Raw genomic sequence first — 22,043 nt, 5'->3', positions numbered from 1 at the left:
TCGCCCACCCGGTGCAACGACCGGGTCGACGGGATGATTCCCCAGGTCAGCGCCTGGTTTCAGTGGCGCTGGGTGCCCTCGGTGTCCTCGGGCTCGGGGGCGAGGTGCCGGCTGCCGGACGCGCCGGCGGTCAGCTCCTCGCGGTGCTCCTCGGGCGCGAGAGGGAGGGCGTCGTGGCTGCCGTGCGACTGCGCGGCGACCAGCTCGGCCGGGGTGACGGGCTCGACCCGGTCCTCGTAGAAGAGCTTCGACAGCCGGCGCTTGGCCGCGTCGAGCCGGTAGCCCTTGCGGCGCACGCCGCGCGAGTCCTCGGCCGGCTCGATCTCGATCGGGCGCCGCGGCTCGTGCTGCACGCGCAGCCAGCGCTCGTGGGCGTCGAGGGGCTTGTGCACCTCGATGTACTCGCCCGACGCGAACCGCACGATCCGGCCCGTCTCGTGGCCGTGCAGGACCAGCTCGCGGTCCTTGCGCTGCAGCGAGAGGCAGATGCGCTTGGTGATCCAGAACGCCAGCGGCGGGGCCACGAAGAACAGCACCCGGAACGTCCACGTGATGTCGTTGATCGACAGGTGGAAGTGCGTGGCGATGAGGTCGTTCGACCCGGCCAGGACGAGGATCGAGAACGACGTCAGGTAGGCGACGCCGAACGCGGTCCGGAACGGCGCGTTGCGCGGGCGGTCGAGCACGTGGTGCTCGCGCTTGTCGCCGGTCGCGGCGGCCTCGATGAACGGCCACAGCGCGAGCACGGTGAACAGCAGGCCCGGGATGATCACGCCGGGGATCAGGATGTTCATCGAGATCGTGTACTGCCCGATCACGAACTCCCAGCCCGGCATGAGCCGCAGGCCGCCCTCGAGGAACAGCATGTACCAGTCGGGCTGCGCGCCGGCGCCGACCACGCCCGGGTCGAACGGGCCGTAGTTCCACACCGGGTTGATGGTCATGGTCGCCGCCATGAGGGCGATGACCGCGAACACCACGAAGAAGAAGCCGCCGGCCTTCGCGACGTACACGGGGAACAGCGGGTAGCCGACGACGTTCTTGTCGGTGCGGCCCGAGCCCGGGTACTGCGTGTGCTTGTGCAGCACGACCATGAGCAGGTGCAGGCCGATCAGCGCCAGGATGAGCGCCGGGATCAGCAGGATGTGCACCGTGAACAGGCGGGGGATCAGCTCCATGCCGGGGAACTCGCCGCCGAACAGGCCGAACGAGATGTACGAGCCGGCGATCGGGATCGCGCGGGCCACGCCGTCGGCGATGCGCAGGCCGTTGCCGGACAGCACGTCGTCGGGGAGCGAGTAGCCGGAGAAGCCGGCCAGCAGGCCGAGGATCATCAGCGTGAAGCCGACGAGCCAGTTGAGCTCGCGGGGCTTGCGGAACGCGCCGGTGAAGAACACGCGCATCATGTGCGTGACGATCGACGCCATGAAGATGAGCGCGGCCCAGTGGTGGATCTGCCGCATGAGCAGGCCGCCGCGGACCTCGAACGACAGGCGCAGGGTCGAGGCGAACGCCTCGGACATCTGCACGCCGTCCATGGCGGCCCAGGGGCCGTGGTAGTGCACCTCGGTCATCGAGGGCACGAAGAACATCGTGAGGAACGTGCCGGAGATCAGCAGCACCACGAACGAGTAGAGCGCGATCTCACCGAGCAGGAACGACCAGTGGTCGGGGAAGATCTTGCGCGCGAACTCCTTGACGGCGTTGCCGACACCGGTGCGCTGGTCCAGGTAGTCCGCGGTCGCCGCGGCCGCGCGCGTGGTGCGCGAGGCCGGGGCCGGGGGAGAGTCGACGGTGCTCACGTGAGGCGCTCCCAGAAGGACGGGCCGATGGGGGTGTCGAAGCCGTCCTGGGCGACGAGGTAGCCCTCGTCGTCGACGGTGATCGGCAGCTGGGGCAGCGGGCGGTGCGCGGGGCCGAAGACCACCTTGGCGCTGTCGGACGCGTCGAAGGTCGACTGGTGGCACGGGCACAGGATGTGGTGCGTCTGCTGCTCGTAGAGGGCGACGGGGCACCCGACGTGGGTGCAGATCTTGGAGAACGCGACGATGCCGTCGTAGCTCCAGCCCTCGCCCTGCTCGGACTTCAGGTCCCGCGGGTCCATGCGCACCATGAGGACGACGGCCTTGGCCTTCTCGTCCAGCGGGTGCTCGGCCTCCTCGAGGTTCTCGGGGATGACGTGGAACGCGGAGCCGATGGTGACGTCGGACGCCTTGATCGGGCGGCCGGACGGGTCGATCGTCAGGCGGACGCCGCGGCGCCACAGCGTGCGCTTGGACGCCGAGACGTCCCAGTCGCCGCCGAGGTTGCCGACCAGCGGCACCGCGATGCCCAGCGGGAACAGCGCGAGCGAGGTGACCATCGCGCCCTTCAGCACGCCGCGGCGGCCGATGGACGAGTCCTTGACGCCCTCGCGCAGGGCCTCGACGGCCTTGACGCGGACGGGCTCGGACGTCGCCGTGGGGTGGCGGTCCTCCGCGCGCTCGTGGTCGTTCATGAGCGCCTTGGCCCAGTGCACGGCGGCGAGGCCGATGCCGGCGAGGCCGAGGAACAGGGCCAGGCCGAGCAGGAGGTTCGACATCCGCATGCTGCCGACCGTCTCGCCCGGGGGGACCAGGGCGTACGCGACGACGGCGCCGATGGAGCCGAGGATCGAGATGGCGAACAGGACGACGACCTGCCGCTCGGCGCGCTTCTGCGCCTTCGGGTCGCTGTCGCCGACGCGGGCGCGGTGCTCGTGCAGGCCCGGGTCCTCGAACCGCTCCGGCAGCGGGGCGCCGTCGCGGGTCGTCAGGTCCGTCGAGGGGTCGTGGTGCGTGCTCACGAGGACTTGGCTCCGATCCAGACCGAGGCGCCGATCAGCAGGCCGATGCCGACCACCCAGGCCCACAGGCCCTCGCTGACGGGGCCGAGCGAACCGAGCGAGAGGCCGCCGGGCGAACCCTCCCGCTGGTCGTCGAGGTAGGCGATGATGTCGCGCTTCTCGTCCGGGGTGATGTTGGCGTCGTTGAACACCGGCATGGACTGCGGGCCGGTCAGCATCGCCTCGTAGATGTGCGTGGGGGTGGTGTCGTCCAGCGCGGGCGCCCACTTGCCCTGGGACAGCGCGCCACCGGCGCCGACCGCGTTGTGGCACATGGCGCAGTTCGTGCGGAACAGGGCCATGCCGTTCGCCGCGTCGCCCTGCTCCGGGTCGACCTGGTCCTCCGTCGGGATCGCCGGGCCGGCGCCGAGGGAGGCGACGTAGGCCGCGAGCTGCGCGATCTGCTCGTCGTCGAACTGGACCGGCTTGGCCTGGATCTGCGCGCCGTTCATCTGCGCGGGCATGCGGCCGGTGCCGACCTGGAAGTCGACCGCGGCGGCGCCCACGCCGATGAGGGAGGGGCCGCCGGCGCCGCCGTCGACGGCCTCGCGGCCCTCGGCGTCAGGGCCGTGGCAGGTGGCGCAGTTGGCCTGGAACAGCTTCTGGCCGGCGGCGATGTCGCTCTCGCTGGCCGCTGCCTGCGCCGCGTCGGCGCTGGCGGGCTGGGCGATCGCGTACACCGCACCGGTCAGCAGCAGCGCCAGCAGGAGCAGCACGACCGGCGCTGACCGGTGGTGCCTGCGGGCGGCGAGTGCCTTCACGGATGGATCCTCGTCTCGGGCGTTCGGGGGATGTGACGGGGGAGCTCGGGGGCTTCTGGTCGGCTGGTCACTTGATGAGGTAGATGGTCGCGAACAGCGCGATCCACACCACGTCGACGAAGTGCCAGTAGTAGGACGTCACGATGGCGGTGGTCGCCTCGTGGTGGCCGAACCGCTTCGCGGTGAACGAGCGGCCCAGCAGGAACAGGAAGGCGATGAGGCCGCCGACCACGTGCAGGCCGTGGAAGCCGGTGGTCAGGTAGAACACCGAGCCGTACGGGCTGGAGGAGATGGTGAGGCCCTCGTGCACGAGCTCGGCGTACTCGAAGACCTGACCGCCGATGAAGATCGCGCCCATCACGTAGGTGAGCGTCATCCACTCGTTCATGCCCCAGCCGCGGACGTTGAGCAGCGAGCCGGAGCGCACGGGCTGGAACCGCTCGGCGGCCCACACGCCCATCTGGCACGTGACGGACGACAGCAGCAGGATCGTCGTGTTCACCGCGGCGAACGTGATGTTCAGCTTCTCCGTCTGGACCGCCCACTCCTCCGGCACCGTCGCGCGGAGGGTGAAGTACATGGCGAAGAGGCCCGCGAAGAACATGAGCTCCGAGGCCAGCCACACGATCGTCCCGACCGACACGGGGTTCGGTCGGTTGACGCTCACGTGGGGAGCGGAGGCGGGGGCAGCCGTTGCGGTCGTCACGCCTGTCAGTATGGCTTATGACGACCGCGCGTGGGTCCTAGGTCCCCGGGCGTCGCCGAGGTTTCTGTCACATCGTCACCTCGTTCCGCGGGTTCGCGGGCTGGTCGGGGCGTCGCGACCGGCGTGTCGGGCGTCGTGCCAAGATGCAGGGCAGGGACGCGCGCGACACGTCCCCCCGCCCGAGCGAAGGACCATCATGGCCGCTGACGCCACGCCCGCCGCCGCCCCCGCCGAGGGCCCGCGGATCCTGCTCTACAGCGACGACGTCGACACGCGCGCGCAGGTGCGGCTCGGCGTGGGCCGGCGGCTCGGCCGCGGCGAGCCGGACATCCGGTGGGCCGAGGTCGCCACGCCGGCGGCCGCGCTGGAGCAGGCCGGGACCGGGACGTACGACCTGCTGGTGCTCGACGGCGAGGCGGCCAAGGTCGGCGGCATGGCGCTCGCGCGCCAGGTCAAGGACGAGGTGTTCCGCTGCCCGCCCGTGCTCGTGCTGACCGGCCGCCCGCAGGACGCGTGGCTCGCCGCCTGGTCCGACGCCGACGCCGTGGTGTCGCAGCCCCTCGACCCGGTCGAGCTGCACGACGCCGTCGCCGGCCTGCTCGCGCGGACCCCCGCGGCATGACCGAGGGCGTCACCTGGTCCGACCTGCTCACCACGCTGGTCGAGCGGCAGGACCTGAGCGAGGCCCAGACCGCCTGGGCGATGGACGAGATCATGTCCGGGTCGGCGTCGCCGGCCCGGGTCGCCGGCTTCCTCACCGCGCTGCGCGCCAAGGGGGAGACGGTCGCGGAGCTGACCGCGCTGGCCGACACGATGCTGGCGCACGCCCTGCGGTTCGAGGTGCCCGGGCGGGCCGTCGACATCGTGGGCACCGGCGGCGACCGCGCGCACACCGTCAACGTGTCGACGATGGCGTCGGTCGTCGTGGCCGGCACGGGCGTGCGGGTCGTCAAGCACGGCAACCGGGCCGCGTCGTCGTCCTCGGGGTCGGCGGACGTGCTCGAGGCGCTCGGCATCCGGCTCGACCAGACCCCCGAGCGCGTCGCGCAGCTCGCGTCCGAGGTCGGCATCACGTTCTGCTTCGCCCTGACCTTCCACCCGGCGATGCGGCACGTGGCGGTCGCGCGCCGCGAGCTCGGCATCAAGACGGTGTTCAACTTCCTCGGCCCGCTGACCAACCCGGCGCAGCCGGCCGCGGCCGCGATCGGCGTGGCGGACGCGCGGATGGCGGGTCTCGTGGCGGGGGTGCTGGGCCGGCGCGGGACCGACGCGCTGGTGTTCCGGGGCGACGACGGGCTGGACGAGCTCGCGCCGACCGGGACCTCGCACGTGTGGCACGTCGAGGGCGGGTCGGTGACCGAGCACGTGCTCGACCCGGTCGCGGACCTCGGGCTCGCGCCGGTGACGGTCGCGGACCTGCGCGGCGCGGACGCGGCGTTCAACGCGGGCGTGGCGCGGGACGTGCTGGCGGGCGAGGCGGTGGCGTCGCGGGAGACCGTGCTGCTGAACGCCGCGGCGGCGCTGGTGGCCGACGGCAGCCTGCCCGGGACCGGGGCGTCCGGGGGCGACCTCGTGGCGCGGCTGCGGGCCGGGCTGTCGCACGCGGCGACGGCGGTGGACTCGGGCGCGGCCGCGGGCGTGCTGGAGCGTTGGGCGGCGGCCTCGGCCTGACGCGCGGGGGCGGTCCCGTGGCGTCGCGGCGCCTGGGCACCGCGCCGGCTGGGCAACCGACACGTCGAGAGAGCATCCGCTGGACCCTCGATCGACGTGGCGGTCGCCCGCTCGCGACGCGCGCGTGGTCGCCCGGCACGAGGTCGCCGAGACCCACTGATTCGGTCGAGACGCACGTCCGGGTGCGCGCGTCTCGATCGAATCAGTGGGTCTCGGCGCCGCGAGCAGCGTGGCCCCCGCGGTCGCGCGCCGCGACGCGCCCGACCGCGGGCGAGCGCTCCCGACCGCCAACGAGTACGCGACACGTCGAGCGAGTACCCCGTGGATGCTCGCTCGACGTGTCGGGTGCTCGTTCGGCGCGGCGGGCGCCCGCGCGAGGCCCCACGCCCGGCGCGGCGACCGGCGCGCGTGCGACGTGCAGCGCCCACTGGGCATCGGACGCGTCGAGTGGGCAACCACGGGATGCCCACTCGACGCGTCCAGTGCCCCCTCGGTGCGCGAACGCGCCGCGCCGCGCCGCGCGCGGCACCGCGCCGGCGGCGGGTCAGTCCTCGATGCCGAGGGCGAAGGCCTGCTCGAGGTCGTGCTGCGAGTACGTGCGGAACGCGATGAACGTCTGCGTGCGGACGACGCCGTCCACCTTGCTGACCTTGTCGGCGATGATGTCGGCGAGCTCCTCGTGCTCGCGCACGCGCACCATGGCGATGAGGTCGACGCCTCCGGTGACGGAGTAGACCTCGCTCACGCCCGGGATGTTGGCGATCGCGGCGGCGGCCTCGGGGATCCGGTCGGCCTCGGTGTCGATGTGCACGATGGCGGTCAGCATGACGCCATCATGCCGCGCCGGCGGCCCCCGCGGCGGGGTCCTCGGGCCCGGCGGCGTCGTCGGCGCGGGAGGTCGGCCCGGCCAGCTCGGACGCGCGGCGCAGGCCGGGCAGCCCGGCGAGCCCGACCCCGGCGCCGCCGAGGTCGCCGGTCCGGTGCGTGGCGCCCGCACCGGGCGCGGCGGCCTGCCCCGGCATCCCGTCCAGCTCCGGCGTCCTGCCCAGCCCTGACGGCATCCCGTCCCGCTCCGGCGTCCTGCCCGGCCCCGACGCCGCCCCGCCGAGCCCCGGCGTCCCGCCCAGGCCCGACGCCCCGCCGAGCCCGAACCCGGCCCCCGCGCGCGCCGCCTCCGCCGCGAACCGCGCGTCGCGCTCCGCCCGCGCCTCGTCGCCCGCCACGCCGGCCCCCGCGCCGTCGACGGCGTCCACGGCCTCGCCGAGCGCCTCCGCCGCGGCGCGGCCGGCGGCGACGGCGTCCGCCGGGTCGGTCCGCGCCTGCGCGGAGCGCACCGGGTACGCCCACGGCTCGCTGACGCCGACGATCCGCACGCCGGGCCGGCCGAGCCACGCGAGCACGAGGTCCGCCTCCTCCGGGTGCCCGGCGGGCGCGGGCGCGACGGGCGGCGGGACGTGCTCGCCGGTGACGCGCAGCGACTCGACGGCCGCCATCGGGTCGCTGCCGCGCGGCACGAGCGCGGTCCCGGCGAGCCGCCCGTGCCGGACGAGCACGACCTCCCAGCCGCCGGTGTCGGTGCGCCGCGCCGCGACGAGCTCGGCGCAGGTGGCGAGCGGGGCGAGCCGCTGCGACCGCGCGGAGCCGCGCAGGAACGCCGCGAGCCGGTCGCGCACGGTGACGGCCTCCTCGAACCGCTCCTGCCCGACGAGCGCGTCGATCCGGGCGGTGTGCGCCCCGACGACCGCGGCCGGGTCGGCGAGCATCGCGCCGCGCACGCCGTTGACGGTGCGGGCGTACTCCTCGGCGGCCTCCGGGCGGACGCAGGGCGCGGGGCAGCGGCCGATCTCGGCGAGGTGGCAGGCGCTGGCCCCCGGTGCGGGCACGAGCGGGAGCCGCGCGGTGCACCGCCGGATCGCGAACGCGTCGTGCAGCGCCTCGACGGCGGACTGCGCCGCCGACTGCGACGCGAACGGCCCGATGTGCGTGGCGTCGCCCCGGACGTCGCGCACGATCGACAGCCGGGGGTACGCCTCGGCCGTGAGGCGCACCCACGGCATGCGCTCGGGGGAGCGGGACCGCCGGTTGTAGCGCGGGTTGTGCTCGGCGATCAGCCGGAGTTCGCGCACCTGCGCCTCGAGCGGCGTCGCGCAGACGACCGGGGTGACGGCCTGCGCGACGCGCACCATCTCGCGCATCCGGGACCGCTTCTCGGCCGCCGTGAAGTACGAGCGCACGCGCTTGCGGAGCGAGGTCGACGTGCCGACGTACAGCACCTCGTCCTTCGGGCCGCGGAACAGGTAGACGCCCGGCAGGTCCGGCAGCCCGTCGGCGAGGGTGCGCTTGCGCCGCACGTCGGCCGGCACGGGGTCGGCGGCCGTGGCGAGGTCCTCGAGGTGGGTGATGCCGAGCGGGGCCAGCCGGCTCAGCAGCGCGTGCAGCACGTCGACGGTGGCGCGGGCGTCGGCCAGCGCCCGGTGCTCGGGGGTCGTCGAGGCGTGGAACAGGCCGGCGAGGGTGCTGAGCTTGTGGTTCGGCGCCTCGTCGCGCGTGACGACCCGGCGCGCGAGCCGCACGGTGTCGACGACCGCGAACCCGGGCCAGGCGTGCCCCGTCTCCGCGGCGGCGGCCTTGAGGAACCCGACGTCGAACGGTGCGTTGTGCGCGACGAGGACGGACCCGCGTGCGAACTCGAGGAACGACGGCAGCACCTCGGCGATCCTCGGCGCGCCGATGACCATCGCCGTGGTGATCCCGGTGAGCACCTGGATCTGCGCGGGCACCGGGCCGCCCGGGTCGACCAGGGTCTGGAACTCGCCCAGCACCTCGCCGCCGCGGACCTTCACGGCGCCGACCTCGGTGATCGCGGACGACCCCGGCGCCGCGCCGGTGGTCTCGAGGTCGACGACGACGAACGTGACCTCGTGCAGCGGGGTGCCGATCTCGTCGAGCGTGACCTGCACCGGCCGGCCGGTCTGCGGCGCCGCGAGGTCGACGCGGGGCGGGACGGGGGACCGGTGGACCATGCGCCGCACGCTAACGGCGCCCTCCGACACGCCCACCCTCTCGTGCCGCCCGACGCGGCCCCGACACGGCCGCCCACCCCCGGCGCTTGGCCCCGCGCCCCGGACCCCGTCGCCCCCGCCACCTGCGGCCCCGTAGGGTGACGCGCATGCCCGAGCCCGTGCCCGACGCCGTGCGCGCCGCCGTCCTGCCGCTCGCGGCGGAGGTGCTCGGCGCGCTCGACCCGGGCGCGGTGCCGGCCTCCCTGGCCGCGGTGCGCCGGTTCGCCCCGCGCCGCCGGGTCTCGGCCGGCGCGGGCCCGCTGTGGCTCGCCGTCGAGCGCGACGACGCGTTCCGGGCCCGCGTGGCGCGCGCGTGGTCGCACGCCCACCCGGGGCTGGCGGCGGACCTGCTCGCCGACCCGCCCGCGGCCGGGGAGGACGCCGACCGGCTGGACCTGGCCGTCGGTGCCGTGCTGCTGCGCCCGGACGGCTGGCAGGCGCGCGTGTCCGCCGTCACGACGCCCCCGGCCGGCGCCGAGGCCCCCGCGCGGCCTGACGCCGACCCCGCCCACCGGGCGCACCGCGCCGAGGCCGAGCTCCGCCGCCTCGCCGCCCGCCTGACCGCCGAGACCGAGCGCGCCGACGCGGCCGAGGCCGAGCTGGTGGCCCTGCGTCGGGAGCTGCGCCGCCTGCGCTCCGACGCCGACCGCTCGCGGTCGGAGGCCCGCCGCGCGGCCGAGCACGCCGCCGAGGTCGCCGCGGCCGCCGAGCGCGTGCACGCCGAGACGGCGAAGGTGCGCGCGTCCGCCGACGACGACCGCCGCCGCGCGGAGGACCTCGCCCGGGTCGCCCGCGAGGACGCCGCCGCGCTCCGCGAGCTCGCCCAGGTGCGGGTCAGGCTGCTGCTCGACACGCTCGTCGAGGCCGGCTCGGCGCTCCGCGAGGAGCTCGCGCTGCCGCCGGCCACCCGGATGCCCGCCGACCTCGTCGCGCCGCCGACCCCCGGCCCGGCGGGGCCCGCTGCCCGGCCCACCTCCCGCGGCCGGTTCGCCGACGACCCCGCGCTGCTCGACGACCTGCTGGCGATGCCGCGCGCGCACCTGGTCGTCGACGGGTACAACGTCTCGAAGCTCGCGTGGCCGGACCAGTCGCTCGCCGAGCAGCGCCGCCGGCTGACCGAGCGGCTGGCCACCGTCGCCGGTCGGACGGGCGCCGAGGTGACGTGCTGCTTCGACGGCCGCGACGCCGACCTGGGCACCCGCGCCCCGAACGGGCCCCGCGGCGTGCGCGTGCTGTTCTCCCAGGGGGAGATCGCCGACGACCTGATCCGCCGTCTGGTGCGGGCCGAGCCGCCCGGCCGCGTGGTCGTGGCGGTGACCAGCGACCGCGCGCTCGGCGCGGACCTCGAGGCCGCGGGCGCGCGCGTGCTGCCGTCGGCCACGCTGCTGGCCCGCCTCGGCCGGGTCTGACGGGGCACGCCCGCGGACGAGCCCGCCGGTCGCGCGGCCCGGCCGGCTGCGGAACCGGCGAGCCCGCGCGCGGGCGGCGAGCTCGCCGGCCGCCCGGGTCAGCCCGCGTGCTCCCCGGCGTAGATGGCCTCGACGTCCGTCGCGAAGTCCTTCAGCACGTGCGTCCGCCGCACGCTGAGCTTCGGCGTCAGGTACCCGCCCGCGATCGTCAGGTCCCGGTCGAGGATCCGGTACCGCCGGATCGACTCCGCGCGGGAGACGGCCTTGTTGGCCCGCTCCACGCCCTCGTCGATCGAGGCCAGCACGTCCGGGTGCACCGCCGCCTCGGCGACGGACAGCTCGGGCAGCCCGTGCGCCGTGCACCAGCCCGGGAGCCCCTCGGCGTCGAGGGTGACCAGCGCGCCGATGTACGGCCGCCCGTCGCCGACGACGATCACCTGGCTGATCAGCGGGTGCGCGCGCAGCCGGTCCTCGAGCACCGCGGGGGCGACGTTCTTGCCGCCGGCGGTGACGATGATCTCCTTCTTGCGGCCGGTGATCCGCAGGTAGCCGTCCTCGTCGAGGGACCCGAGGTCGCCGGTGCGGAACCAGCCGTCGTCGAACGCCTCGGCGGTCGCGACGGGGTTGCCGTGGTACCGGTCGAACACCTGGTGCCCGCGCACCTCGACCTCGCCGTCGGCGGCGATCCGGACCGACGTGCCCGGCAGCGGCGGGCCGACGGTGCCGATCCGCGTCTTGCCGGGCATGTTCACGGTGGCCGGCGCGGTGGTCTCGGTGAGGCCGTAGCCCTCGAGCACCCGCACGCCGATCCCGCGGAAGAAGTGCCCGAGCCGCTCACCGAGGGGCGCGCCGCCGGAGATCGCCCACTCGATCTGCCCGCCCATGGCGTCCCGGAGCTTGTGGAACACCAGCCGGTCGGCGACCGCCCGCTGCAGCCGCAGGCCGAGCGGCGGCCCGCCGGCGTCCAGCGACCGGGAGTAGGCGATCGCGGTCCGCGCCGCCCACTGGAAGATCTTCAGCTTCCCGCCCGCCGCGGCCTTCTGCTCCGCCGAGTTGTAGACCTTCTCGAACACGCGCGGCACGGACAGGATGAACGTCGGCCGGAACTCGCCGAGGTCCTGCAGCAGCTGCTTGGTGTCCGGGGTGTGGCCCAGGACGGCGCCGGCGGGCATGCACAGCACCTCGACGAACCGGGCGAACACGTGCGCCAGCGGCATGAACAGCAGCGTCCGGGCGCCGGGGGTCGACACGACCTCGTGCAGCCCCTCGACGGCGTTGCGGGCGAGCACCGCGAAGTTGCCGTGCGTGAGCTCGACGCCCTTGGGCCGCCCGGTCGTGCCCGATGTGTAGATGATCGTCGCGACGTCGTCCCGGCCGGCGTGCCGGCGCAGCCGGTCGACCTCCGCGTCCGGGACCGTCGCGCCCTCGGCGGCCAGCGCGTCGAGCGCGCCGCCGTCGAGCACGAGCACGTCCTGCAGCAGCGGCGCCTCCGGCCGCACCTCGGCGACGGTCGCGGCGTGCCCGGCGGTCTCGACCACCAGCAGCGTCACCGCCGCGTCGGTGAGGATCCAGTGCACCTGCTCGGCCGACGAGGTCTCGTAGACCGGCACCGGCACGGCACCCGCGCTCCACAGCGCCCAGTCGAGCACCGTCCACTCGTACCGGGTGCGGGACATGATCCCGACCCGGTCGCCCGGGCGGACGCCGCGCGCGACGAACCCGCGGGCGACGTCGCGGACCCGCCGGTCGAACTGCGCGGCGCTCACGGTGCGCCACGTCGTCGTCCCGGGGGTCTTGTACTCCATCAGCGGGCCGTCGCCCGTCTCGGCCACCCGCGCGGCGAGCAGGTCGAGCAGGTTCTCCCGCGGTCCTGCCTCGACGAGCAGGGGCGTGCTGAACTCCTCCATGGCTGGCTCCGTTGTCAGGCGTCGGAAGGGTGTCCGCAGCATAAGGGACTTTCGTCCCGGTGACGGGCACCCGACACGTCGCCCGACCGGGTGGCGCGGGACGCGGCGCCCCGGCGTAGGGCCCGCGCGCTGGGAGCGTGTGCAGAGAACCGCGCCCAGCACGCTAGCGTGGGGGCGCACGCGCGCAGTGTCGCCGCCGCGGCACCGGTGCAGCGTCCCGGCTCCCGGCGGCCCTCGCGGGTGCGACACGCAGAGATCTCACGCGGAAGCAGGGAAGCATGCACGCCATCGGTGTGGACATCGGCGGGACGAAGATCGCCGCCGGTGTGGTCGACGAGGACGGCCGGATCATCGCGAAGACCCGTCGCGACACCGACCCCCGCGACTCCGCGAGCGTCGACCGGGGCGTCATCGAGGCGTGCCAGGAGCTCGCCGCGGCCCACGAGATCGGCGCCATCGGCCTCGCCGCCCCCGGGTTCATCGGCACCGACCAGGCGACCGTGCTGTTCACCCCGAACCTGCCGTGGCGCGAGCACCCGCTGCGCGACATCGTCGCCAAGGAGCTCGGCGACGACGTGCGGATCGTCGTGGCGAACGACGCCAACGCCGCCGGCTGGGCCGAGTTCCGGTTCGGCGCCGCGCGCGACGAGCAGGACATGCTGCTGCTCACGATCGGCACCGGGCTGGGCGGCGCGATCGTCGTCAACGGCGAGCTCGTGCTCGGCGCCTGGGGCGTCGCGGCCGAGGTCGGCCACATGCGCGTCGTGCCCGGCGGCCACTACTGCGGCTGCGGCCACGAGGGCTGCTGGGAGCAGTACGCCTCGGGCAGCGCCCTGGTGCGCGACGCGCAGTCGGCGCTCATCACCGAGCCGGCCCGCGGCTCCCGCCTGCTGGAGCTCGCCGGCGGCGACGCCGACGCGCTGACCGGCCCGCACGTCACCCAGGCCGCCCAGGAGGGCGACCCGCTGGCCGTCGAGCTGCTCGCCGAGCTCGGCCGGTGGATCGGCGAGGGCTCCGCGTCCGTCGCGGCGCTGCTCGACCCGTCGATCGTCGTGATCGGCGGCGGCGTCAGCGCCGCGGGCGACCTGCTGCTGGCCCCGGCCCGCCGTGCGTTCCTGGACCAGCTGTCCGCGCGCGGCCACCGCCCCGAGGCGACGTTCGCGCTCGCCTCGATGGGCAACGACGCGGGCATCGTCGGCGCCGCGGATCTCGCGCGCCGCTGAGCCCACCCGCTCGACACGCCACGACGGGCGCGTCGCGGGCCGGACCGGGGGAGCATCCCGGCGGCCCGCGGCGCGCCCGTCGTGCGTGGTCGCCGGACGCGCGGCGCGCCCGCCGCGCGTCGCCCGGGCGTCAGACGACCGCTCCGTCCGAGTCGTCGCGGTCGGGGTCGCGCCGGTGCGGCATCCGCCACAGCAGGACGACCAGGCCCAGCACGAACGTCACCACGGACGCCTGCATGACGACCGGCGGCGCGTCCCGCCAGAAGATGAGCACGACCAGCCACACGACCGGCATCAGCGCGACCGCCAGCCAGGCCATGGTCAGCAGCGGGTCGCCGCCCAGCACCGGGCCCGGGTCCGGCGGGCGGAAGTGCTCGTCGGCGTCGACGCGGCGCTCGGCCTCGTCCATCTGCGCCGTCGCGTCCCAGTCCCGGCCGGACGACGGCGCGCCCGGCGCGGCGGGTGGACCCGGTGCCCGGGGTGCCCCGGCGTCGTCCGCGCCCGGGCCGCCGGCGCCGTCCCCGCGCGCGGGGCGCACGACGCGGCGGTCGGCCACCCACGGCGCGACGGGGTAGGTTACGGCGGGACCGGACGACGTCCGCGGGTCGTCCTGGCCTGCGGCGGCGGCCGCCGGCGGATCCGTCGGCCCGGTCGGGTCCGCGTCGCCGCGCAGGTCCGCGACGATCGCGGCCCACTGCTCGTCGGTGACGCGGTCGCCGGACGGGTCGCGCGGGCGGTCGGCGCGCGGGCCGTCGGGCTCGTCGCCGTCGGGCGACGGGCTGGGATCGGGACGCGGAGCCATGGCAGCACTCTAGAGTCGGACGAGCGCACGGCACTCGCCGGTGCGCGGAAGCGGCCCGGGTGGCGAGGGCGAGAGGTGGCAGGTTGTTCTACTGGTTCATGAAGCGGGTCCTCGTGGGCCCGCTGCTGCACCTGCTGTTCCGCCCGTGGGTGCGGGGCGCGGAGCACGTGCCGAGCAGCGGCGCCGCGATCCTCGCGAGCAACCACCTGGCCGTCGTCGACTCGTTCTTCCTGCCGCTCGTGCTGGACCGCGAGATCGTGTTCATCGGGAAGAACGAGTACTTCACCGGCCGCGGGCTCAAGGGCCGGCTCACCGCGGGCTTCATGCGCGGCGTCGGCACCATCCCGGTCGACCGCTCCGGCGGCAAGGCGTCCGAGGCGGCCCTGCGCACCGGCCTGAACCGGCTGGCCGAGGGCAAGCTGTTCGGCATCTACCCCGAGGGCACCCGCAGCCCCGACGGCCGCCTCTACCGCGGCAAGACCGGCGTGGCGCGCATGGCCCTGGAGTCGGGCGCCCCGGTCATCCCGGTCGCGATGATCGACACGGACAAGGCGCAGCCGCTCGGCCAGCGCCTGCCGCGCCCGCGCCGGATCGGCGTCGTCATCGGCGAGCCGCTCGACTTCTCCCGGTACAAGGGCATGGAGAACGACCGGTTCATCCTGCGCTCGGTGACCGACGAGATCATGTACGCGCTCATGTCCCTGTCGGGCCAGGAGTACGTGGACATCTACGCCGCCACGCAGAAGGCGCGCATCGCCACCGGGCACCCCGCGGCGACCGGCCCGGCGGCCCCCGAGCCGTCGGCACCCGGCGGCCGCGCCGTGCCCGATGTCCAGCCTCCGGTCCCCCCGGAGGAGGGCGCCGCGGCTCAGTAGGATGAGCCGCGTCCGTCGCGCTCCGCGCGGCGCCACCCGAGGACCTCGGTCCCGGGTCCGGACCCGCGGGGTGCCCTTCAGTGGCCCGGGGGCTGGGCAGACCCAGCTGTGCTGTTCTATCGAGAGGTGTGTCTCATGTCGGTTCGTCGCGTCGCGCTCCTGACCGCGGGTGGCTTCGCTCCGTGCCTGTCCTCGGCCGTCGGTGGTCTCATCGAGCGCTACACCGAGATCGCCCCCGAGGTCGAGATCATCGCCTACCAGCACGGCTACCACGGCCTCCTGCGCGGCGACAAGATCGTGATCGACGCCGAGGGTCGCGCGCAGGCGCACCTGCTCCACAAGTTCGGCGGCTCGCCGATCGGCAACTCGCGCGTGAAGCTCACCAACGCGGCGGACTGCGTGAAGCGGGGGCTCGTCCAGGAGGGCCAGGACCCGCTGCAGGTGGCGGCCGAGCAGCTCAAGGCCGACGGCGTCGACGTGCTGCACACGATCGGCGGCGACGACACCAACACCACCGCGGCCGACCTCGCCGCGTACCTGGCGGACAACGACTACGGCCTGACCGTCGTCGGCCTGCCGAAGACCATCGACAACGACGTGGTGCCGATCAAGCAGTCGCTCGGCGCGTGGACCGCCGCCGAGGAGGCCGCCGGCTTCGCCGCGAACATCATCGGCGAGCACCGCTCCGGCCCGCGCATGCTGATCGTGCACGAGGTCATGGGCCGGCACTGCGGGTGGCTGACCGCCGCCGCGGCCGCCGAGTACCGCAAGTGGCTCGACACCCAGGAGTGGGCCCCGGCCCTCGGCCTGACGCGCGAGCGCTGGGACATCCACGCCGTGTTCCTGCCGGAGCTGGCGCTCGACATCGACGCCGAGGCCGCGCGCCTCAAGGCGATCATGGACTCCCAGGGCAATGTCAACATCTTCCTGTCCGAGGGTGCGGGCATGCACGAGATCGTCGAGCAGCTCGAGGCGTCCGGCGCCGAGGTGCCGCGCGACCCGTTCGGCCACGTCAAGCTCGACACGATCAACCCGGGCCAGTGGTTCGCGAAGCAGTTCGCGGAGAAGCTCGGCGCCGAGAAGGTCATGGTCCAGAAGTCGGGCTACTACTCGCGCGCCGCTGCCGCGAACGCCGAGGACCTCCGCCTCATCAAGTCGATGACCGACCTGGCCGTCGAGTGCGCGCTGCGCGGCGAGTCGGGCGTCATCGGCCACGACGAGGAGGACGGCGACCGCCTCAAGGCCATCGCGTTCCCGCGGATCGCCGGCGGCAAGGCGTTCGACGTCTCGCAGCCGTGGTTCGGCGCGCTCCTGGAGGGCATCGGCCAGCAGCTGGTGCCCGCAGCGGCCCACTGATGAGCGTCGAGGCGGACCCGCAGGTGCTCGCCGGGCTCGAGGCCTGGCGGGACCTGCCGGTCACGCAGCAGCCGGCGTGGCCGGACGCCGCCGCGCTCCAGCGCGTGACGGACCGGCTCGCCGGTCTGCCGCCGCTGGTGTTCGCGGGGGAGGCCGACGCGCTGCGCGGCCAGCTCGCAGCCGCCGGGCGCGGGGAGGCGTTCCTGCTGCAGGGCGGTGACTGCGCCGAGACGTTCGCGGAGGCCACGGCCGACAACATCCGCGGCAAGATCATGACCGTCCTGCAGATGGCGGTCGTGCTCACCTACGGCGCGAGCCTGCCCGTCATCAAGATGGGGCGGATGGCCGGGCAGTACGCCAAGCCGCGGTCCTCGGACACCGAGACCCGTGACGGCGTCACGCTGCCCGCGTTCCGGGGCGACATCATCAACGGCTTCGAGTTCACGCCCGAGGCTCGCACGCCCGACCCGGAGCGGCTGCTCGACGCGTACCACACGTCCGCGTCGACGTTGAACCTCATCCGCGCGTTCACCACCGGGGGCTTCGCGTCCCTGCTGCGGGTGCACGAGTGGAACCGCGGGTTCACCGCCAACCCCGCGTACGCGCGGTACGAGGAGATCGCGGCCGAGATCGACCGCGCCATCCGGTTCATGGCCGCGTGCGGCGCCGACTTCGACGCCCTGCGCACCGTGGACTTCTACTCGAGCCACGAGGGCCTGCTGCTCGACTACGAGCGGCCGCTCACCCGGATCGACTCGCGGACCGGCCTGCCGTACGACTGCTCGGCGCACTTCCTGTGGATCGGGGAGCGCACCCGGCAGCTCGACGGCGCGCACGTCGACTACTTCAGCCGCGTGCACAACCCGCTCGGCATCAAGCTCGGCCCGACGTCCACCGCGGACGACGCGCTGCGCCTGATCGACAAGCTCAACCCGAGCGCGGAGCCGGGCCGGATCACGTTCATCACCCGGATGGGCGCCGGCAAGATCCGCGACCTGCTGCCGAGCCTGGTGGAGAAGGTCACGGCCGACGGCCGCCCGGTCACCTGGGTGTGCGACCCGATGCACGGCAACGGCATCACGTCCGCGTCGGGGTACAAGACCCGCCGGTTCTCCGACGTCATGGACGAGGTCGCCGGGTTCTTCGAGGTGCACCGCGCCCTGGGGACCGTGCCCGGCGGCCTGCACATGGAGCTCACCGGCGACGACGTCACCGAGGTGCTCGGCGGCGCCGAGGAGATCGACGACGCCGGCCTGGCGCGCCGGTACGAGACGCTCGTCGACCCGCGCCTGAACCACCAGCAGTCGCTGGAGCTGGCCTTCCAGGTGGTGGAGCTGCTCCGCCGCTCCTGACGACCCGCGCACGACGACGCCCGCCGACCCTCGGGGTCGGCGGGCGTCGTCGTGCGTGCGGGTGGCGGGGTCGTCAGGCCCGCTTGCGCTGGCTGAACCGCAGCTGGTTGCCCGACGGGTCCCGGAACGCGCAGTCCCGCACCCCGTACGGCTGGTCGATGGGCTCCTGCAGCACGTCGCCGCCCGCCGCGCGGATGCGCTCGAACGTCGCGTCGCAGTCGTCGACCGCGAAGATGACCCCCCGCAGCAGCCCCTTGGCGAGCAGCTCCGCCATGGCCTGCTGGTCGGCGGCCGACGCGCCCGGGTCCGCCAGCGGCGGCTCGAGCACGATGTGGACGTCGGGCTGCGCAGGGGACCCGACGGTCACCCACCGCATCCCCTCGAACCCGACGTCGTTCCGGACCTCGAGCCCGAGCACGTCGCGGTAGAACGCGAGCGCCTGGTCGTGGTCGTGCACGGCGATGAAGCACTGCGAGAGCGTGATGTCCATGACCGTCACGCTAGGGCCGGCGGTCGTGCCGGGGCTTCTCCGTTCCTGACGGGTCGCGTGCGGACCTTGGCGACGCACGCCGGGACGACCGCCCCGGCGCCGTGGTCCTGGGCGCGGTAGGCCGACGGGCTGACGCCGACGAGCTCGGTGAACCGGGAGCTGAACGACCCGAGGGAGGTGCAGCCGACCTCGACGCACACCTCGGTGACGCTGAGGTCGCCGCGGCGGAGGAGGGCCTTGGCCCGCTCGATCCGCCGGGTCATCAGGTAGCCGTAGGGCGTCTCGCCGTACGCCGCGCGGAAGGACCGCGAGAAGTGCCCCGCGGACATGAGCGCCTCGCGGGCGAGCGTCGGCACGTCGAGCGGCTGCGCGTAGTCGCGGTCCATCCGGTCGCGCGCGCGGCGCAGGCGGACCAGGTCGTCCAGCGTGGGCACGGCGCGCCTCCTCGGGGTGGTCGGCCGCGACCCCGCGGCCGCGTCGGCCTAGACGACCGTCAGCGTGATCGTCGAGCCCTTGGGGACCTGCTGGTCCCGGGCGACGCTCTGGTCACGCACGGTGCCGAACAGGCCGCCGAGCACGTTCTGCCTCTCCGCCTTCAGGCCGAGCGCCTCGAGCGCCGCTGCGGCCTGGTCGTACTGCTGGCCGACCAGGTTCGGCATCGCGACCGTCTCCGGGCCCTTCGACACCTGCAGGGTCACCGTGTCGGTGCGGTTGCCTGCGGCGCCGCCCTCGGGGCTCTGCGAGATGACCCGCCCCGCGGCGACGGTGTCGCTGAACGCCTCCTCGGCGGCGACCACGAGGCCCTGTCCCTCGAGCTGGGCCGTGGCCTCGTCCAGCGAGGCGCCGACGACCGACACGACCCGCACCGGCTCGGGGCCGTCGGAGATCGTCAGCAGCACGGTCGACCCGCGCTTGAGGGCCTGGCTCGGCTCGAGCGGGGTGCCGTCCTCGGCGGTCGCCGCCAGCACCGACCCGGCCGGAGCCTCGTCGTGCCAGTGGTCGCCCTCGGGGTACGCGGCGACGAGGTCGATCCCGGCGAGCGCCGCCGCGGCGTCCGCCTGCATCATCCCGGTCAGGGGCTGCTCGGGCAGCGTCACGACGTCGACGCCCTTCGACACGGTCAGGGTCACGGTGCCGTCCTTGCGGACCCGCTCGCCGTCGCCCGGGTCGGCGGACACGACGTCGCCCGCGGGCACCTCGTCGTCGAACGCCTCGACCACGTCGGACCCGAGCCCGGCGTCGGTGAGCACGTCGACCGCCTCGTCCTCGGCCAGCGCCGACACGGTCGGGACCGTCGTGTAGGCGCCCGGGCCGACCTGCAGGTACCACCAGGTGCCGCCGCCGGCGACAGCCAGCAGCAGCAGGACCGCGGCGACCCAGCGCCACGGCCGTCGGCGGGCGGGGGCGTCGGCCGTGGCGCCGGCCCCGGACACCGCGACGGCGCCGATCGGCAGCGCGACCGTGCGGCCGGGGGTCTCGAGCCGGGTGGTCGCGTCGCCGGGCTCCGCCGGCTGGTCGTCCTGCACGGGCACGCGGTCGAGCGACCCGGTGCCGTCCTGCTCGGGGTCGGTGGCCTGGGGGAGCGCGACGACCGGGTCGCGGTCGACCCGGCGGGCCAGCGTGGCGGGGTCGAGGGAGGTCCGGGTGCGGCGCAGCAGGGCGAGCGCGGCGCCCGCGTCGCCGGGGCGGTCGTCGGGCTCCCGCGCGGCCAGCGCGGCCACCAGCTCGTCGACCTCGGCGGGAAGCCAGGACGCGTCCGGCGCGTCGGACGGCGCCGGGACGTCGTTGTTGACGTGCTGGAACGCGATCTGGATCGGCGTCTCGCCGGTGAACGGCTGCGCGCCGGTGAGCATCTCGTAGAGCAGCACGCCGGTGGCGTACACGTCGGTGCGCGCGTCGCTCTCGCCGCGGACGACGAGCTCGGGGGACAGGTACGCGACCGTGCCGAACACCGTGCCCGTCGTGGTCGAGGTGACCTCGGTGACGGCGCGCGCGAGGCCGAAGTCGGCGACCTTGATGCGGCCGTCCGTCGCCATCAGCACGTTCTCGGGCTTGACGTCCCGGTGCACGAGGCCGGCGCGGTGCGCGGCGGCGAGCGCGTCGAGCACCTGCTCCGCGACGCCGAGCGCCTCGCCGACGGTGAGCGAGCCCCGCTCGGACAGGTGCCGGCGCAGGTTGACGCCGTCGACGTACTCCATCGTCAGGTACGACGTCTCGCCGTCGACGCCCTGGTCGTACACGCCGACGAGCCCCGGGTGGGTCAGCCGTGCGGCGGCCCGCGCCTCGCGGCGGAACCGGGCGACGAAGTCGGCGCCGGCCCGGCCCTCGGCCAGGTGGGCGTGCATCACCTTGAGGGCGACGTCGCGGTCCAGGCGGCGGTCGACCGCGAGGTACACCGTCGCCATGCCGCCGCGCGCGATGCGCTGGACGACCTCGTAGCGCCCGTCGACCAGGCGGCCGACGAGCGGATCGGTGACGGTGGCTCCCACGGGCCGCAGTCTACGGGCGCCGACCGTCCCGGCCCCGGAGGCGCTCAGTAGCGCGCCATGTGCGTCTGGATGTTCGCGACGTACCGCCGCGTGTCGCTGAACATGCCGTTCCGCTTCACCGAGCCGGAGCCCTGGTAGTACGAGGCGATGGCCGTCGACAGGTCGGGGGACGACTTCACCAGCTGCCGCAGGATGGCGACGCCGGCCACGACGTTGTCGTCGGGGTCGATCAGGTTGAGGTCCCGGCCGACCAGGTCCGAGGCCCAGTCGCCCGAGGAGGGGATCACCTGCATCGTGCCGATGGCGTTGGCCGGGGACACCGAGGTGTGGTTGAAGCCGGACTCCTGGAAGGCGATGGCCTGGGCCAGGGCGGGGTCGACGCCCATCGCGCGGGCGGTGGCGGCGACCTTGGCCTGCATCTCGGCGCGCGACGGCACGCCCATGGCGAGCAGCGTCGCCTTGTTCGCGTTGGCGGAGGCGACGACGCTCGGCGCGTAGGTGCGGCCGAGGAACGTGTTGCCGACCAGCTGGGCGCCGCCGGCGGGTGCCGCGGTCGTCGCGACGGCCGGGGTCGCGGAGGCGCCGGGGATCGTCAGCGTCTGGCCGACGCGGACGAACGCGCGGGCGTCCAGGCCGTTGGCGGAGACGACGGCCGCGACGGTGGTGCCGTAGCGCTGCGCGATCGCGGAGACGGTCTCGCCGGAGGCGACGGTGTGCGTGCCGCCGGCCGTCGGCGCGCCGGTCGCGGCCGGGGCGACGGAGGCGCCGGGGATCGTCAGGCTCTGGCCGACGCGGATGAACGCGCGGGCGTCGAGGCCGTTGGCGGACACGATCGCCGCGACGGTGGTGCCGTGGCGCTGCGCGATCGCGGACACGGTCTCGCCGGAGGCGACCGTGTGCGTGCCGCCGGCCGCGGCGGCCGGGGCCGGGGCCGCGGTCGCGCCGGACGCGCCGGGGATCGTCAGGACCTGCCCGACGCGGATGAACGCCCGGGCGTCCAGGCCGTTCGCGGAGGTGACCGCGGCGACCGTGGTGCCGTAGCGCTGCGCGATCGCGGAGACGGTCTCGCCGGAGGCG

Annotated in this window: 19 protein-coding genes; 7 read left to right on the top strand and 12 right to left on the bottom strand. The window is 74.8% G+C overall.

The genetic code is table 11. The features are described 5' to 3' along the window. Positions 1-59 precede the first annotated feature (59 nt). The 4 genes from qcrB to ctaE form a co-directional block, all read right to left on the bottom strand. A complete protein-coding gene (gene qcrB, locus Cpa01nite_RS10330) occupies positions 60-1,802 on the bottom strand; it encodes a cytochrome bc1 complex cytochrome b subunit (RefSeq protein ID WP_203668681.1) in 1,743 nt (580 codons plus the stop codon). Beyond that, complete coding sequence (gene qcrA / locus Cpa01nite_RS10325; protein WP_203668680.1) at positions 1,799-2,824, bottom strand: cytochrome bc1 complex Rieske iron-sulfur subunit; 1,026 nt, start codon at positions 2,822-2,824, stop codon at positions 1,799-1,801. Before qcrA ends, qcrB begins: the two co-directional genes overlap by 4 nt. Beyond that, positions 2,821-3,624 carry a cytochrome bc1 complex diheme cytochrome c subunit gene (gene qcrC / locus Cpa01nite_RS10320; protein WP_203668679.1) on the bottom strand — a complete coding sequence of 268 codons (804 nt, stop codon included), beginning with the start codon at positions 3,622-3,624 and terminating at the stop codon, positions 2,821-2,823. Before qcrC ends, qcrA begins: the two co-directional genes overlap by 4 nt. A 67-nt stretch (positions 3,625-3,691) precedes the next feature. Continuing rightward, entirely contained in the window at positions 3,692-4,330 is a 639-nt protein-coding gene (ctaE, locus tag Cpa01nite_RS10315) for an aa3-type cytochrome oxidase subunit III (RefSeq protein WP_444542263.1), read from the bottom strand. Positions 4,331-4,526: 196 nt separating this feature from the next. Here ctaE and Cpa01nite_RS10310 point away from each other — a divergent pair, with 196 nt between their 5' ends. Both Cpa01nite_RS10310 and trpD read left to right on the top strand, forming a co-directional pair. Continuing rightward, on the top strand, positions 4,527-4,952 hold the full coding sequence (locus Cpa01nite_RS10310; RefSeq protein WP_203668678.1) for a response regulator: 426 nt from the start codon (positions 4,527-4,529) through the stop codon (positions 4,950-4,952). Further along, entirely contained in the window at positions 4,949-6,001 is a 1,053-nt protein-coding gene (gene trpD, locus Cpa01nite_RS10305; RefSeq protein WP_203668677.1) for an anthranilate phosphoribosyltransferase, read from the top strand. Before Cpa01nite_RS10310 ends, trpD begins: the two co-directional genes overlap by 4 nt. Positions 6,002-6,545: 544 nt before the next feature. Here trpD and Cpa01nite_RS10300 read toward each other — a convergent pair. After that, positions 6,546-6,827, bottom strand: a complete 282-nt coding sequence (locus Cpa01nite_RS10300) for an Lrp/AsnC family transcriptional regulator (RefSeq protein ID WP_203668676.1) — start codon at positions 6,825-6,827, stop codon at positions 6,546-6,548. A gap of 7 nt (positions 6,828-6,834) precedes the next feature. Continuing rightward, positions 6,835-9,024 carry a DEDD exonuclease domain-containing protein gene (locus Cpa01nite_RS10295; RefSeq protein ID WP_203668675.1) on the bottom strand — a complete coding sequence of 730 codons (2,190 nt, stop codon included), beginning with the start codon at positions 9,022-9,024 and terminating at the stop codon, positions 6,835-6,837. A 146-nt stretch (positions 9,025-9,170) separates the two neighbouring features. Here Cpa01nite_RS10295 and Cpa01nite_RS10290 point away from each other — a divergent pair, with 146 nt between their 5' ends. Then, positions 9,171-10,472 (top strand): NYN domain-containing protein, encoded by a 1,302-nt coding sequence (locus Cpa01nite_RS10290; RefSeq protein ID WP_203668674.1) that lies wholly within the window; start codon positions 9,171-9,173, stop codon positions 10,470-10,472. 98 nt (positions 10,473-10,570) lie between these two features. Here Cpa01nite_RS10290 and Cpa01nite_RS10285 read toward each other — a convergent pair whose 3' ends face one another. After that, entirely contained in the window at positions 10,571-12,379 is a 1,809-nt protein-coding gene (locus Cpa01nite_RS10285; protein ID WP_203668673.1) for an AMP-dependent synthetase/ligase, read from the bottom strand. A gap of 278 nt (positions 12,380-12,657) precedes the next feature. Here Cpa01nite_RS10285 and Cpa01nite_RS10280 point away from each other — a divergent pair, with 278 nt between their 5' ends. Next, positions 12,658-13,602, top strand: a complete 945-nt coding sequence (locus Cpa01nite_RS10280) for an ROK family glucokinase (RefSeq protein ID WP_203668672.1) — start codon at positions 12,658-12,660, stop codon at positions 13,600-13,602. A gap of 130 nt (positions 13,603-13,732) precedes the next feature. On the opposite strand, the gene Cpa01nite_RS10275 is transcribed toward Cpa01nite_RS10280, so the two are convergent. Further along, on the bottom strand, positions 13,733-14,404 hold the full coding sequence (locus Cpa01nite_RS10275) for a hypothetical protein (protein WP_203668671.1): 672 nt from the start codon (positions 14,402-14,404) through the stop codon (positions 13,733-13,735). 83 nt (positions 14,405-14,487) lie between these two features. Between Cpa01nite_RS10275 and Cpa01nite_RS10270 the strand changes: the two genes are divergently transcribed. The 3 genes from Cpa01nite_RS10270 (at position 14,488) to Cpa01nite_RS10260 (ending at position 17,987) form a co-directional block, all read left to right on the top strand. Further along, positions 14,488-15,279, top strand: coding sequence for a lysophospholipid acyltransferase family protein (locus Cpa01nite_RS10270; protein ID WP_239068693.1), 792 nt, complete (start codon positions 14,488-14,490; stop codon positions 15,277-15,279). Between the two features lie 135 nt (positions 15,280-15,414). After that, entirely contained in the window at positions 15,415-16,635 is a 1,221-nt protein-coding gene (locus tag Cpa01nite_RS10265; RefSeq protein ID WP_203668670.1) for a pyrophosphate--fructose-6-phosphate 1-phosphotransferase, read from the top strand. Further along, positions 16,635-17,987 (top strand): class II 3-deoxy-7-phosphoheptulonate synthase, encoded by a 1,353-nt coding sequence (locus Cpa01nite_RS10260; protein WP_203668669.1) that lies wholly within the window; start codon positions 16,635-16,637, stop codon positions 17,985-17,987. Before Cpa01nite_RS10265 ends, Cpa01nite_RS10260 begins: the two co-directional genes overlap by 1 nt. Positions 17,988-18,060: 73 nt before the next feature. Here the strand turns inward: Cpa01nite_RS10260 and Cpa01nite_RS10255 are convergent, their stop codons facing one another. The 4 genes from Cpa01nite_RS10255 to Cpa01nite_RS10240 all read right to left on the bottom strand — a co-directional run. Next, entirely contained in the window at positions 18,061-18,477 is a 417-nt protein-coding gene (locus tag Cpa01nite_RS10255; protein ID WP_203668668.1) for a VOC family protein, read from the bottom strand. 5 nt (positions 18,478-18,482) lie between these two features. Continuing rightward, the gene (locus Cpa01nite_RS10250; RefSeq protein WP_203668749.1) at positions 18,483-18,863 is read right to left on the bottom strand and encodes a helix-turn-helix transcriptional regulator; all 381 of its coding nucleotides are present in this window, start codon (positions 18,861-18,863) and stop codon (positions 18,483-18,485) included. 96 nt (positions 18,864-18,959) lie between these two features. Then, on the bottom strand, positions 18,960-20,966 hold the full coding sequence (pknB, locus tag Cpa01nite_RS10245; RefSeq protein WP_203668667.1) for a Stk1 family PASTA domain-containing Ser/Thr kinase: 2,007 nt from the start codon (positions 20,964-20,966) through the stop codon (positions 18,960-18,962). A gap of 44 nt (positions 20,967-21,010) precedes the next feature. Continuing rightward, the coding region (locus tag Cpa01nite_RS10240) for a LysM peptidoglycan-binding domain-containing protein (RefSeq protein WP_203668666.1) at positions 21,011-22,043 on the bottom strand (1,033 nt) is incomplete at its 5' end.

The organism is Cellulomonas pakistanensis (assembly GCF_016862755.1).
Taxonomy (GTDB): Bacteria; Actinomycetota; Actinomycetes; order Actinomycetales; family Cellulomonadaceae; genus Cellulomonas; species Cellulomonas pakistanensis.
This window is presented reverse-complemented; position numbering and strand designations above follow the sequence as displayed.

Bases quoted from the DNA above. Each gene is read 5' to 3' on its own strand.
- Cpa01nite_RS10275 (WP_203668671.1), bottom strand. From the start codon at position 14,404: ATGGCTCCGCGTCCCGATCCCAGCCCGTCGCCCGACGGCGACGAGCCC.
- Cpa01nite_RS10310 (WP_203668678.1), top strand. From the start codon at position 4,527: ATGGCCGCTGACGCCACGCCCGCCGCCGCCCCCGCCGAGGGCCCGCGG.
- Cpa01nite_RS10295 (WP_203668675.1), bottom strand. From the start codon at position 9,024: ATGGTCCACCGGTCCCCCGTCCCGCCCCGCGTCGACCTCGCGGCGCCG.
- Cpa01nite_RS10300 (WP_203668676.1), bottom strand. From the start codon at position 6,827: ATGCTGACCGCCATCGTGCACATCGACACCGAGGCCGACCGGATCCCC.
- Cpa01nite_RS10280 (WP_203668672.1), top strand. From the start codon at position 12,658: ATGCACGCCATCGGTGTGGACATCGGCGGGACGAAGATCGCCGCCGGT.
- Cpa01nite_RS10285 (WP_203668673.1), bottom strand. From the start codon at position 12,379: ATGGAGGAGTTCAGCACGCCCCTGCTCGTCGAGGCAGGACCGCGGGAG.
- Cpa01nite_RS10260 (WP_203668669.1), top strand. From the start codon at position 16,635: ATGAGCGTCGAGGCGGACCCGCAGGTGCTCGCCGGGCTCGAGGCCTGG.
- Cpa01nite_RS10255 (WP_203668668.1), bottom strand. From the start codon at position 18,477: ATGGACATCACGCTCTCGCAGTGCTTCATCGCCGTGCACGACCACGAC.
- trpD (WP_203668677.1), top strand. From the start codon at position 4,949: ATGACCGAGGGCGTCACCTGGTCCGACCTGCTCACCACGCTGGTCGAG.
- Cpa01nite_RS10250 (WP_203668749.1), bottom strand. From the start codon at position 18,863: ATGGACCGCGACTACGCGCAGCCGCTCGACGTGCCGACGCTCGCCCGC.
- Cpa01nite_RS10290 (WP_203668674.1), top strand. From the start codon at position 9,171: ATGCCCGAGCCCGTGCCCGACGCCGTGCGCGCCGCCGTCCTGCCGCTC.
- Cpa01nite_RS10265 (WP_203668670.1), top strand. From the start codon at position 15,415: ATGTCGGTTCGTCGCGTCGCGCTCCTGACCGCGGGTGGCTTCGCTCCG.